The following is a 13,637-nucleotide window of genomic DNA, read 5'->3' as shown; positions in this document are numbered from 1 at the left end:
ATAAGCATGGAAAGGTGCTTTATAGGGGGAATGAAGAGACATTAGGATTATAGATTTGTACTTTATCCGGCGTCTTTATTTTTTCGAATAAAATCGAAACGTTTCGAAGTAAGTGCTTTCAATTTAAGTTCGGTATTACGTTTTGCATGCTGGTAAACATTAAAAACGGGGTGAATGTAGAATGAGAAAAAAATCATTATTATGGACGTTGGCAGCAATGCTGATGTTCTCGGTTGTTTTAGCTGGATGTTCTGGTGGGTCTGAAGATGCCAAGGAAGGCGGCGAAGGCAAGAAAGAACTGAAAGTTTGGTTGATGGGTGACACAACAGACGAAACCTTAATTAAGGAATATGAAGAGAAAAATCCAGGCGTTAAGGTGAGCGTTCAATTGATCCCTTGGGGCAGTGCACATGACAAGCTGCTTACAGCGGTTGCATCGAAGAGTGGTCCTGATGTCGTGCAAATGGGAACCACCTGGATTCCAGAGTTTGCCCAGGCTGGAGCTTTGCTCGATCTGACGCCGTATCTTGAGCAGTATCCTAGCCTGAAACAAGAGAACTATTTTGACGGTGCTATCCAAACCATGAGTTATGATGACAAGGTTGTCAGTATCCCGTGGTACGTGGAGACACGCGTATTGTTCTATCGCACAGACATTCTGGCCGAAGTCGGCTACCCGGAAGGTCCTAAGACTTGGGATGAAATGAAGGATGCCGGTGAGAAGCTGGCAGCTAGAGGAAACGGCAATTACGCTATTACCATTGATGCCAAAGACATGAACTACCTGTCCATGTTTGCCTGGCAGAATGGAAGCGACATGATTGACGAGAACCGGAAGCCTCATTTTAACGAACCGGAATTTATGGGAGCCATGGAATACCTGAAGAGCTTCTACGATACCGGAATGACGCCGCTTGCGAGCGATTTGGATCTGTTTGCCGCATTTAAAGACGGACAATTCCCGATGTTTATCAGCGGTCCTTGGATGATTCAAGGTGTTAAAGACAAAGCGCCTGAGATTGAAGGTAAATGGGCAACAACAACACTTCCGGCTAAAGAAAACAATGCATCGTTCCTCGGTGGAGCGAACATGTCGGTATTCAACACAACCAAAAATGCAGAGGAAGCCGTTAAATTCATCTCTTTCATGAGTGAAAAAGAATCGCAGCTGACCAACTACGATGTAGCTAAAAACCTGCCTGCTGTTAAGAGTGCATGGGAAGATCAACGCTTTGAAGATCCGATTTTTGCTACCTTTGGAAAGCAGCTCGAAAACGCTAAACCTGTTCCGTTCATTAAGGAGTGGGATGCGATCTCCAAGGAAGCAATTGCAGCTTTTGAGAAAATTACCGTTGGTGGAGCTGACATCAAAACAGAAATGGATCTTCTGAATCAAAAAGCTACCGAAATGCTAAACAAAAAATAAGAGTGCGTCTTAAACGCAGCCCGGCTTGTTTCATCGAAGGATGAAACAAGCCTGACTGCTTCAAACGTACGTTATTCTTATATTGAGAAACCCACACTTGCAGGAGGTGAATGACATTGCAGAACTTTATCAAGCGCTTTAACCATTATAAGTATCCTTATATGTTTATTGCGCCCGCACTGGTGCTGCTTCTGACGTTCTCAATCATTCCGATCATCATTGCGCTAGTCATCAGTTTCACGGATATTGACCTTGCCGGCCTCGCGAATTATTCAAACATTGAAGGCGTTGGCTTTGATAATTTTATCAATGTATTTAAAGATCCGGTCTTTCTGAAATCCATGTTTAACACCATGTTCTATGTTATTATCGGAGTTCCGCTTGTCGTAATGCTTGCCATGGGCGCTGCCCTGCTGCTTAACTATGGCACGGGATTGTTGTTTAAGACATTCCGCGTCGTGTATTATATGCCTTCCATTACGAATATTGTGGCGGTCGCGGTTGTTTGGGGTTACTTGTATAACAGCCATTACGGCCTCTTTAACCATATATTGTCCTGGTTCGGAGTGCCGGCTCAGCAGTGGCTGACAGATCCGGCACTAGCCAAGCTATCGCTGATTCTTCTGGCCGTTTGGAAATCCATCGGACTTAACATGATCATTTTCCTGGCTGCGCTGCAGGGGATTCCGCGCTCCTATTATGAAGCGGCGGAGATTGATGGTGCAAGCAAATGGAAGAAGCTCCTGTACATTACGGTACCACTGCTTAGCTTCGCGACCTTCTTTGTCACCATTACGACATTGATCGGCTGGATTCAATTCTTCGAAGAGCCGCTGGTTATGACCAAGGGTGGCCCGCTCAACTCCACGATGTCGATGGCTCTCTTTATCTATAACAATGGCTTCCAGCTTAGCAATTTTGGCTATGCGGCCGCAGGATCGTTTGTACTCTTCATCATCATTATTGCTGTAACGGTCTTGCAATTCGCAGTCAAGAGAAAAGATGTCGAATATTAAGGCTCAGGTTCAAGCGACCATCCCGTATCGTAACTGAAGGAGGCTTTAGAGTATGGCAGCTAAAAGAATTGAGAAAACAGTCATGACGGTGCTGCTCATTGCAGGAGGACTGCTCATGATGATTCCGTTTATCTGGATGATCACGTCCTCGTTCAAGCCGGAAAATGAATTTACAGCGGTTCCGCCAACGTTATTACCAAAAGAATTTACAATTAAGAATTATGTGGACTTATTTACGAAGCTGGACTTTATTGTATATTTGAAAAATACACTTATCATTGTGTTCTGGTCTTTTGTCGGTCTGTTCCTTAATGCGCTTGCAGGATATGCATTCGCCAAATACGAATTCCCTGGCAATAAAAAGCTGTTCTATCTCGTGCTTGCCACGATGATGATTCCAGGGCAGGTTACCATGATTCCAGTATATCTGCTGATCAATGCAATGGGCTTGACCAACACGATGGCAGGTATTGTGCTGCCGGGCTTGGTTGGCGCTTTCGGTATTTTTCTATTCCGTCAGTTTATGTCCACCATTCCAACGGATTTAATCGAGGCATCAAGGCTTGATGGAGCAGGGGAGCTGCGTATCTTCTTCCAGCTGATCGTTCCGATCACAAAGCCTGTATTCGCGGTACAGGGAATCTTGGCGTTCATTGGAGCCTGGAACAGCTTCCTGTGGCCTCTCATTATGGCAAACGACCAGAAGCTCTACACGCTTTCGGTTGGTTTGCAGCTTCTGAAAGGACAGCATGGATCTGACTTCGGTCTGCAGATGGCAGGCGCGGCATTCATGGTCGTTCCAATTATTATCGTATTTTCTTTCTTCCAAAAACACATTATTGAAGGATATACGATCTCCGGTATGAAATAAGTTAAATAGAGTTTTTTATGTACTAGAAGGGGCGTAAGGAAATGGCAACGATTAAGGATGTGGCAAAGCTCGCCGGGGTTGCGTTGTCAACCGCTTCCTATGCACTAAGCGGCGATAGCAGGGTGAGTTCCAAGACAAGATCCAAAGTGCTCGATGCAGCAAGACAATTGAATTATCGGAAGAACGGATTCGCCATGGATTTGAAGCGGAGTCGTACCAAGACCATCGCGCTTATTCTGACGGATCTGTCCGGCCCTTATTATTCTGAACTGATTCGAAGTGTGCAGGAAGTGGCATTAACCAACGGTTATGATCTGATTGCTTGCAGCTCGATGGGCGGAAGAGATTCGACGGCGGTTAAATTTCTGCGCGAGAAGAGGGCGGACGGAGCCATCATTCTGGCACCCAATATTCGTGATGAAGTTCTGGTTGAGACCTCCGGTCCCCAATTTCCGATCGTTGTGATGGATCGTCAGTTGTCCAGTGATTATTTGCTTAACGTGCTGGTTGACGGAGAGCAGGGAGGATATACGGCTACCCGTTATCTGCTGGAGAATGGACACAAACATGTAGCCTATATCAGTGGTTCTTCTGATTCTTATGATAACCATTTACGTTACAAAGGGTATTTGCGAGCACTTGCGGAGGCTGGGCTGGAGGAACAGTCGAAATGGCGTCTCAGCGGCAATTTTGTGCGCGAGGGCGGTTATAATGCCACCAAAATGTTGATTATGCAGGGATCGCTCCCATCGGCTGTGTTTTACGGCAATGACGAAATGGCCATCGGTGGATTGAAGGCATTTGAGGAATGCGGGATATCGGTACCGAATGACATCTCTGTCATCGGATATGATGACATCCAATTAGCCGAATACGTAAATCCGCCGTTAACGACCATAAGACAGCCCAAGAGTGAAGCGGGGTCGCTTGCAGCCCATTTGCTGTTTCAAGCATTGGCCGGTGAATCGGTGAAGCAGTCTTACATGCTGACTACAGATATGATGGAACGTGCATCGGTAGGAAAGGGTAAAGCAGGGAATTAAGGTGCCGGATCGGAGATGAGGAACTTGGCGTGGATCACATGTGATTTTTATTCGGAAACACTGCAGCTGTCCACCAGCATGGAGGTGTTTCTACCCCAAGGCAGCTTAATGCCACTCCGTTCTTCTTCGAAGCTGCCGGTGCTTTATTTGCTTCACGGACGAGGGGCAGATCATACCGAATGGATGCGCAGGTCATCCATCGAGCGATATGCCGAGAGCAAAGGCCTCGCACTCGTGATGCCGGGATTCGGGCGCAGCTATTACATGGATATGGCGAATGGGCTGCCATACTTCACCTATCTCAGCGAAGAGCTTCCCAAGCTTGTTCGGACGTTCTTTCCGGTGTCTGGCCGAAGAGAAGATACCTTTGTCGCTGGAATCTCCATGGGTGGGTATGGTGCATTTAAGCTGGCGCTTAGCTATCCGGAGCGTTATGCGGCTGGTGCAAGCTTGTCGGGCGGGCTGGATCTTGCCAGCCGCGCAGCAGGAGCGGGCTTTCAGGAGTCGGAGATCCGCACGATCTTCGGCCGTGTGGAGAACGTGCGGGGGAGCCGGGATGATTTGCTCTTCTTAGCTGCAGAGTTTGCCGCATACACCGGAAACAAACCGATGCTGTATCAATGCTGCGGAACCGAAGATTTTTTGTATAAGGACAATCAAACCTTTAGACGATATGCGGACAGCCTGGGAATTCATATCACATACGAAGAAGAGCCGGGTGGACATGAATGGGGATATTGGGACAACAAAATTCAGCGGGTGCTGGATTGGCTGCCCCTGCCCTGAATTTTCTGTTCAAATTCATTGAAACGTTTCGAATTTATAGAGATATATGATGTGATTTATTCAATCTAAAGTCTGTTCATAATTAGCATTAAGACCTTATATAATCTATATTTTAATGGCTTAAAACGACTGTGTTTGATAAAATCAAAACGTTTCGAATTTATGTAGAATGGAATGTTGCAAAGACAAAGGAGGATGGGAAATGGCAGATCAACAACTGATTTCTCTGGTAGATCAGATGACGCTGGAGGAAAAAATCGCGCAGCTTCTACAACTGGCCGTCCCTTTTTTCGAAGGAACTCAGGAATCCGGACAGATTACAGGTCCTATGGAGTCGCTCGGCATAACGGATGCCATTGTAAGTAATGCAGGCTCCGTGTTGGGTTTAGCGGGTGCAGAGGCAGTTATCGCTGTTCAGGAAGCGCATATGCGCAAAAATAGGCTGGGCATTCCGCTGCTGATCATGGCCGATATCGTGCATGGGTTCAAGACCATCTTTCCGGTGCCGCTGGCAATGGGAAGTTCGTGGGATCCGAGTCTTGCCGAGCGGAGTGCGGAGATCGCTGCACGTGAGGCCGCGGTATCCGGTCTTCACGTGACCTTTGCGCCAATGGTGGACCTGGTTCGCGATCCCCGTTGGGGACGCGTAATGGAGTCGACCGGCGAAGATCCCTATTTGAACAGTGAATTTGCGCGAGCTTTTGTCAGGGGGTTTCAGGGTGACGACCTGAGCGGCGACCTGAACCGGCTTGCAGCTTGCGTGAAGCATTTCGCTGCCTACGGAGCAGGCGAAGGTGGCCGTGATTACAACACGGTGGACATGTCCGAGCGTCAGCTGCGGGAATATTACTTGCCTGGATACAAGGCGGCGCTGGATGAGGGCGTCGAGATGGTCATGACCGCCTTCAATACCGTGGATGGAATCCCGGCTACCGGCAATAAAAGGCTGATGCGCGATTTGCTGCGAAGCGAATGGGGCTTCGCTGGTGTACTGATTTCCGACTGGGGAGCGGTCAAAGAGATGATTCCCCATGGCATTGCGGAGGATGAAGATGAAGCGGCACTGAAGGCCATGGAAGCTGGCGTGGACATTGAGATGATGACTTCCAGTTATGTTCATCATTTACCGGCACTGGTCCGAGAGGGACGGGTGGATGAGTCTCTGATTGATGAGGCCGTGCTGCGCATTCTAACTTTGAAAAAGCGCCTCGGACTGTTTGAGCGTCCTACGAGGGGAGCTGATCCGCAGGCTGAGCGGGAAATCGTATTCTGCGATGAGCATCGTCAGGCAGCACGGGAAGCAGCGGCTAAATCCTGCGTGCTCCTGAAGAATGAAGCTCTGCTGCCGCTGCAAGCGGAGCAGCGTGTTGCATTGATCGGCCCTTTTGCTGCAAGCGGCGATATTCTCGGCCCATGGTCGTGGACGGGCTCCAAGGAAGATGCAGTGACGATGGAGCAGGGCCTTCGCTCCAAGCTGCCATCTGGTCAGCTAACGGTAGCCGAGGGCTGCGGTGTGAGCACAATGACCGGACGGCAATTGGAAGAAGCCATGAAGGCTGCGATGGAAGCCGACGTTATCGTGCTTGCGCTGGGGGAGGATTCCGAGATGAGCGGAGAAGCGGGCAGCCGCGCCCTCATTACATTGCCACAGCCGCAGCTACAGCTGATTCAGCACCTCAAAACGCTGCAGAAGCCGATGGTTGCCGTCTTGTTCAACGGCCGCCCGCTGGATCTGCACGGTGTGCTGGATGAGGCAGATGCAGTACTGGAAGCCTGGTTCCCGGGAACTGAAGGCGGAGCAGCTGTAGCTGCACTGCTTACAGGCGAAGTGAATCCTTCCGGCCGTCTCAGCATGTCGTTTCCATATTCCGTTGGACAAGTACCCGTATATTATAACCATTTCAACACCGGGCGTCCGAAGGATGCGCCAGACGCGCAGGAGCGCTATGTATCGCAATATTTGGACATTCCGAATGAGCCGCTGCTTCCGTTTGGCTTCGGTCTAAGCTATACCGATTTCAAATATGGGGACATGACGCTGTCAACGGATGAAATATCGCCGGATGAATCTCTGGAGGTCACGGTTTCGGTTACGAATACCGGAGACATGGCCGGCGCAGAGGTAGTACAGCTGTATATTCGTGATCGATCCGGCGAAGTTGTCAGACCGGTCAAGGAACTGAAGGCTTTCCGCAAGGTACAGCTGCAGCCAGGCGAACAACAGGATGTAACCTTTACGCTGACCGAACAACAGCTGCGCTATCATCATTCGGATCTATCCTTCACCAGCGATGCGGGGGAATTCGATATTATGGTCGGAAAGAATAGCAGGGATACAGAGACACGGCGGTTTCGACTTCGGAAATAAACACATATTTTTGCAGACAGGAAGTGATACTTGTGACAGCCAGCAATGTAATGAACGATGACAAGATGGTTCTCAAGGCGGGAGAATTAACGTTTACCTTTTTGCCTAGCGGTGATCTGTTTCAGGCGACTTACGGCAGCACCATGATAAACCAGCTCCTCTCCAATTCGATTGATGGTGCCCTTAACAATCTGTTTCTGAGAATTCATACCGAGGCCGGCATCGAGGCGATTCCCCTGCTTGGGGTGCATTCGAACAGCGTGGTAACCCGCTTGGATAATCGGATGATGTGGGAAGGAAACGTTAAGGGAGTTGCCTATAAGGTACTATTCACCCCGACAGAATCAGGAGCCTGGTTCTGGGATATTGAGCTCCAAGGGGAAGGGATCCAAGTTGATGTTGTGTATGGACAGGACGTAGGGATCGCGCATCCGGGCGCCGTTCGAACCAATGAAGCGTATTTGTCCCAGTATATCGACCATGCCGTGTTTGAACAGGAAGACCTGGGTTATGTCGTGTGTTCCCGTCAAAACCAGCCGCAGGGAGGCGTGTTCCCCTATCTTCAGCAAGGCGCGCTGACAACAGCCGTTGGCTATGCCACGGATGGATTTCAGTTTTTTGGTCTTTCTTATAAGGAGACAAACCAAGCGGAGGCCTTGTCCAAGGAGAGCCTGGCTAATGAAGTGTATCAATATGAATTTGCTTACACTGCGCTGCAGTCACCATGCCTCGAGCTTGATGGCAAGGCGAGATTCGTATTTTATGGATTGTTTAAAGAGCATCATCCTGAGGCTGTCACCGAATTGGAGTTCCAGGATGAGCTTCAGTCAACTTGGCAGCAGGTTGAAGCTATCGGCATGACAGGAACGGGTCATAAACTAACGCGCACGGAACGATCGGAGTTCCTTGGGGAACCTCTGCGTACCGTGCCTTTGACTGCAGACGAGTTGAAGGCATTGTATCCTGTACGCCGCCAAGAGGAGCGTGACGGGGAAGAGCTGTTGTCCTTCTTCACGGATACCTACGAGCATATCGTCATGAAGGAGAAAGAGCTTCGAGTGGAGCGTCCGCACGGTCATATCCTGATGAGCGGTCAGAATGTGACGCTTGGCAGTCCTGTCCTAACGACAACCTCGTATATGTATGGGGTGTTCAATTCTCAGGTGGTTACGGGCAATACCAACTTCAACAAAATGATGAGCCACGCCAGAAGCGCGCTTAACGTGCTCAAAACGTCAGGTCAGCGTATCTATGTAGACATTGACGGGAAGTACCGTCTTCTTACCATGCCATCCGTGTTTGAGATCGGCTTTAACTATGTACGGTGGTATTATAAGACTGACAATGACATGCTGATCATTACCAACTTCACCTCGGCCGTATCGCCGGAGCTGACGCTTGAGGTTCGTTCTAAGAGCGGCAGGGCTTACCGTTATCTCGTCACTATGCAAATGACGATGGACGTCAATGAATATGAGGTTCCGTATCACCGTGTTCAGGAAGGCAACGTGATCACGTTCCGTGCGGATTCGGCTTCGCTCAGCGCGTCCGTATACAAGGATCTCCATTACCGTCTTCAGGTAAATGGAGCTGATGTGCATGTTACAGACGAAACCGCTCTGGCAAGCAATGTTGTATCGGGAGATGCTTCCCTGACGGTGTTAAGGCTTAGTGAGAGCGCTGAATGGACTATGACCATACAAGGCAATCTCGATGCGGCGAATGCTCCGATTCAGGCTCGGCAGGCCGAAGAGGAGATCGCAAGCTACCGCTCGTTCTATGCTTCGGTCATGAACGGGTTCCACTTAAGTTTCAAGGATGGTCAGGATGACAGCTTGTTCAAGGTGAATGCGCTGGCCTGGTGGTACACGCACAACATGCTGGTTCACTATTCCGTACCGCACGGGCTGGAACAATACGGCGGTGCGGCGTGGGGGACACGCGATGTATGCCAGGGACCTGTCGAGTATTTCATGGCAACTCATCAATACGAGCAGGTTCGGGATATTCTGCTGGAGGTGTACTCCCACCAATACGAAGATGACGGGAATTGGCCGCAGTGGTTCATGTTTGATCAGTATGCACATATACAGCAGGAAGAAAGCCATGGCGACATTATCGTTTGGCCGCTTAAGGTGCTTGGCGATTATTTGGCCGTTACTCATGATTACGACATTCTGGAGCTGGCCGTCCCTTATACTAGAAAACACAGCTTCGATTTTACAGAGCAATCGCATACCGTGCTTGAGCATGTGAAGAAACAATTGTCCTACATTCGGAATCATTTCCTTCATGACACCCATCTGTCTTCCTATGGAGACGGGGACTGGGATGATACGCTGCAGCCGGCCAACGCCCAATTGAAACAGTTCATGGTCAGCTAGCTGGACGGTAGCTTTTACGTATCAGACCTTGAACCACGTTCTCCCATGTCTATGGAGAACGTGGATACAGGAATGTCCGCTGAGATGGGGGAACTCGCTGAAGGAATCCAGCGAGATTTCAATACGTACATCTTGAATTCCGAAGTCATTCCTGGATTTGTATATATGGAGAGCAAAGAGCACAGCAAATTCCTGCTTCATCCAACGGATCAGGAGACAGGAATCCAGTATCGATTGCTGCCAATGACCCGCAGCATGATCAGTGAGCTGTTAACGCCGGAGCAGGCAGCCAGCCATTACGAGATTATCCGTGAACAATTGTTCTGCCCGGACGGGGTGAGGCTGATGAATCGTCCGGCTGTATATGCCGGCGGCGTCAGCACCCACTTTAAGCGGGCGGAGCAGGCAGCCAATTTTGGCCGGGAAGTGGGCCTTCAATATGTGCATGCGCACATTCGTTTTGTGGAGGCCATGGCGAAGCTTGGCAAGAGCAGCGAGGTATGGAGCGGGCTTGAGCGCATCAACCCGATCGGCATTACCGAGGTTGTGCCGAATGCGGAGCTGCGTCAGAGCAATGCGTATTTCAGCAGCTCCGACGGGAAGTTCAACACCCGCTATGATGCACAGGAATCTTTTGATGAGCTGCGCAGCGGACGCGTGCCCGTCAAGGGAGGATGGAGAATTTATTCCAGCGGTCCAGGGATTTATATGAACCAGCTGATCTCCAATGCGCTTGGCATTCGTGAAGCCGGGGGCGATCTCGTGATCGACCCGGTTCTGCCGACGTCACTCGATGGTCTTCAGTTCGAATTCCATTATGCAGGAATCCCGGTTACGTTCAGCTATCACATTGATAGCCGTGAGGAGACCCGTGTCACGATCAACGGACAGGATGTAGCCGCCGGTTCCATCCGGAACCGTTACCGCACAGGCGGCGTGCGCATTTCCAGCGCGGACTTCAAGCGATTAGCCACAGAGAGTCAGGATGGATGTGTTGTGGATATTTACAGTGGAGTTAATGAACAATAATGCTTGACCCCTATAACTTGTCAGCAGGAAACACATCGTTCTGATATAATGAATGGAATGGTTATCGAAGCGAGGGATGGCGATGAAGACCCGTCAAGAGACAGTGACCATCCGGTTCTCCGAGATGAAGGACGCCGTTTCACTCATGGAGCTTGATGAACTGGTATGGGATCGTAATACAGCCCCTGAGCCGCTGAAATGGACCTCAAGGGATCATTACCTTCTGCAATGCCCGCCCGGCACGCAGCTTGTGGCGCTGTATGAGGAGGAGTTATGCGGTTATGTTGGATTCCGTGCGCCAACAGGCCTTCACAGCAATCGTCATGTGCTGGAGTTGAATATAGCGGTTCATCCCTCCCATCAACGGCGGGGCATCGGGAAGCGCCTTATAGAAGCAGTGAAGGAGATGGCACGGGCGGAGGGCATAACGAAGCTGAGGCTGCGCGTGCTGTCCAGTAATCCCGGTGCACTTTCCTTCTATAAGAACTGTGGATTTAAGGAAGAGGGCCGACTGATTCAGGAGTTCTATGTGGACGGGCGTTACGTCGATGATATCTTAATGTGTTATTTCTTATAAACCGCGCATCGCTCAAAAGCACTGTCCATGTGCAAGAAGAGGATGAGTAGTAGGTTGGAACGGCCCGGCAGCTTGCCGGGCTGTTTTTTTATTTCTGCAGCTTGACCGCTTCTGGACAAGAGCACAGGCGATTGCATATAGTAGATGAAAAAAGAAGAGGGCGGAGGTTACTTCCATGACTTTAGGAATTGTATCACTGAATGTGGGAACGCCTGTAACCGTTGAATACCAGGGAAAAGACCTGTCTACTGGAATCTACAAGCAGCCAGTGGACGGCCCTTTGTTTCTGAGCACGGTGAATTTCGCAGGGGACCGGCAGGCTGACCTCGTCAATCACGGCGGCGTAGATAAAGCGGTGTGCGCTTATCCCTACGAGCATTACGCCTATTGGGAGAACAGTCTGGGGAAACAGATGCCCTATGCCGCATTTGGAGAGAATCTGACACTGCGGGGAATGCTGGAGGATCGGGTCTGCATTGGCGATATGTACCGGGTAGGAGACGCAGTGGTGCAGATCAGCCAGCCCCGATACCCGTGCTTCAAGCTGTCTCAGAAGCTTGGTGTCAAGGACATGCCGGTACGTGTGCTGAACACAGGTTATAGCGGGTTTTACTTCCGAGTGCTGGAGGAAGGGGATGTCCGTGCCGATTCCTCCGTCACCCAGCTGGAGTCTCACGCTGCGGGCGCGACGGTGCTGGAGGTGCTTCGTATGATGAAGGATGGACGGAAGGATGAGCAGGGGTTGAACCGCATGCTTGAACTGGATGTGCTGTCTGTTAGTTTGAAGAGGCAGTTCGGAAAATGGCTTGAAGCCCTGCAGAGCAGGGCGGATTGATGTTTCTGGAGAGCGATTGGTCAAACCGGCCCTGCCCTTGCGTACTTTCCTTGTCTCAATATTCCTTGCCGGATGGCAAAACCGGCTTGCGTCCCTTCCACAGGATACAAACCGGTTTCTTTAAGATGATCTGTCTTATAATGACAATACGACGTTTTCTTGCGGCGTGATGAGAGGCCAAAGGCTGTCTTATGATCAAGCGCAGGTGCTGGTTATCTCATCCGCTTCCATTCGCTTTGAATCATGCCGTAAACCGCATGGTTAACATAGCCTTGAGGCAGCTTCTCCGCTTCGCGGATAACGCCTTCCAGCACAAATCCCAGCCGTTCCGGGATGGCCCGGCTGCGATGATTCGCGGTCGCACAGCGGATCTCCACCCGGTTCAGCCCCATGCGCATCAGCGCGTGATCCGTGAACGCCCGGCAAGCGCTTGTCATCAGGCCTTGGCCGGTAAAATGCTGATCCAGCCAATAGCCAATGCTGACGGAACGGTTGGTCCAATCAATCTCATGGAATGAGATGGTCCCAGCCAGCTCCTCGCGCACCCAGATGCCTGCCGAGAAGCCACCGTTGTCGGCCGCTTGCTTCATGGCCCCTTTAATATAATTGACGGAATCGTTTATCTCTGTGACGGCATCCACCCAGGGAAGCCACTTGCGGAGGCGGTCCCGTGACCGGTCTGTCATCTCGAACAGGGCCCGTGCATGCTCTATGGCCAGTGGCCGCAGCTCTACATGGTCGTCTAATGCGTATCCAAACATATATGTATTCTCCTTTGTTCACCATCGTGAAGGGTATGTCAGCCTTAACGAGTTCGCTTCACTTTTTGCTCTAATGCGTAAATATCTTCTTCAAGGGAAATCATACGCTGACTGACCACCGTTCTGCAGTCGCTGAGCGCTTGATTATATAAGTGCGGCCCCAGCGTTTCCATGAAAAAATCGAGAACGCTCTCCGCAGCCAGATGACCCAGGGTCTCGCCGCGCTCGGTTTCAAAATATTCCTGGACCCCTTCGATAAGCTGTTCTCGCTGTTCTTTGGGAAGTTTGCTAGGTTTCATAAGATTGACAGGCCTCCTATAATGGCTGTTTTCTCTTCATGCTACCCTATAAAAAAGCCCCCGTCAAAATGATTGTTGCAGGCATACCACCTTCTGCCGAATGAATTGTTCGCAGGTTGAATGCATCGATTGGATCGCCTGTCGATTGCACATCTGAAATGGGCGGCCTGTGGTGCTGAAACGCCGAATTCCTTGAACAATCCCCGCATTACAGGTATATTTAAGGGAAACACGTTTATACA

General features: G+C 50.2%; 10 protein-coding genes and 1 pseudogene. 9 read left to right on the top strand and 2 right to left on the bottom strand.

The genetic code is table 11. The features are described from left to right. The first annotated feature begins 181 nt into the window (after nt 1-181). The 9 genes and pseudogenes from PVOR_RS28970 (at nt 182) to PVOR_RS28930 (ending at nt 12,335) form a co-directional block, all read left to right on the top strand. Nucleotides 182-1,426, top strand: a complete 1,245-nt coding sequence (locus PVOR_RS28970) for a sugar ABC transporter substrate-binding protein (RefSeq protein WP_006213139.1) — start codon at nt 182-184, stop codon at nt 1,424-1,426. Between the two features lie 110 nt (nt 1,427-1,536). Further along, nucleotides 1,537-2,442: a carbohydrate ABC transporter permease gene (locus PVOR_RS28965; protein ID WP_063478024.1), complete on the top strand. Its 906-nt coding sequence runs from the start codon at nt 1,537-1,539 to the stop codon at nt 2,440-2,442. Between the two features lie 52 nt (nt 2,443-2,494). After that, nucleotides 2,495-3,313 carry a carbohydrate ABC transporter permease gene (locus PVOR_RS28960; RefSeq protein WP_006213137.1) on the top strand — a complete coding sequence of 273 codons (819 nt, stop codon included), beginning with the start codon at nt 2,495-2,497 and terminating at the stop codon, nt 3,311-3,313. Between the two features lie 41 nt (nt 3,314-3,354). Continuing rightward, on the top strand, nt 3,355-4,356 hold the full coding sequence (locus PVOR_RS28955) for a LacI family DNA-binding transcriptional regulator (RefSeq protein ID WP_006213136.1): 1,002 nt from the start codon (nt 3,355-3,357) through the stop codon (nt 4,354-4,356). Nucleotides 4,357-4,380: 24 nt separating this feature from the next. Next, nucleotides 4,381-5,142, top strand: coding sequence for an alpha/beta hydrolase (locus tag PVOR_RS28950; RefSeq protein WP_006213135.1), 762 nt, complete (start codon nt 4,381-4,383; stop codon nt 5,140-5,142). A 202-nt stretch (nt 5,143-5,344) separates the two neighbouring features. After that, the gene (bglX, locus tag PVOR_RS28945) at nt 5,345-7,510 is read left to right on the top strand and encodes a beta-glucosidase BglX (RefSeq protein WP_006213134.1); all 2,166 of its coding nucleotides are present in this window, start codon (nt 5,345-5,347) and stop codon (nt 7,508-7,510) included. A gap of 50 nt (nt 7,511-7,560) precedes the next feature. Beyond that, nucleotides 7,561-10,923, top strand: a pseudogene (locus PVOR_RS28940) (GH36-type glycosyl hydrolase domain-containing protein). Between the two features lie 82 nt (nt 10,924-11,005). After that, nucleotides 11,006-11,500 carry a GNAT family N-acetyltransferase gene (locus PVOR_RS28935; protein WP_006213133.1) on the top strand — a complete coding sequence of 165 codons (495 nt, stop codon included), beginning with the start codon at nt 11,006-11,008 and terminating at the stop codon, nt 11,498-11,500. 175 nt (nt 11,501-11,675) lie between these two features. After that, on the top strand, nt 11,676-12,335 hold the full coding sequence (locus PVOR_RS28930; RefSeq protein ID WP_006213132.1) for an MOSC domain-containing protein: 660 nt from the start codon (nt 11,676-11,678) through the stop codon (nt 12,333-12,335). 212 nt (nt 12,336-12,547) lie between these two features. Here PVOR_RS28930 and PVOR_RS28925 read toward each other — a convergent pair whose 3' ends face one another. Together PVOR_RS28925 and PVOR_RS28920 are read right to left on the bottom strand one after the other, a co-directional pair. After that, a complete protein-coding gene (locus tag PVOR_RS28925; RefSeq protein WP_006213131.1) occupies nt 12,548-13,096 on the bottom strand; it encodes a GNAT family N-acetyltransferase in 549 nt (182 codons plus the stop codon). Between the two features lie 44 nt (nt 13,097-13,140). Then, a complete protein-coding gene (locus tag PVOR_RS28920; RefSeq protein WP_006213129.1) occupies nt 13,141-13,395 on the bottom strand; it encodes a DUF2164 domain-containing protein in 255 nt (84 codons plus the stop codon). Nucleotides 13,396-13,637: the final 242 nt, after the last annotated feature.

This window comes from Paenibacillus vortex V453 (assembly GCF_000193415.1).
Lineage (GTDB): Bacteria > Bacillota > Bacilli > Paenibacillales > Paenibacillaceae > Paenibacillus_AQ > Paenibacillus_AQ glucanolyticus.
The sequence above is the reverse complement of the archived record's forward strand: the minus strand, read 5'-3'. Positions and strand labels throughout refer to the sequence as shown.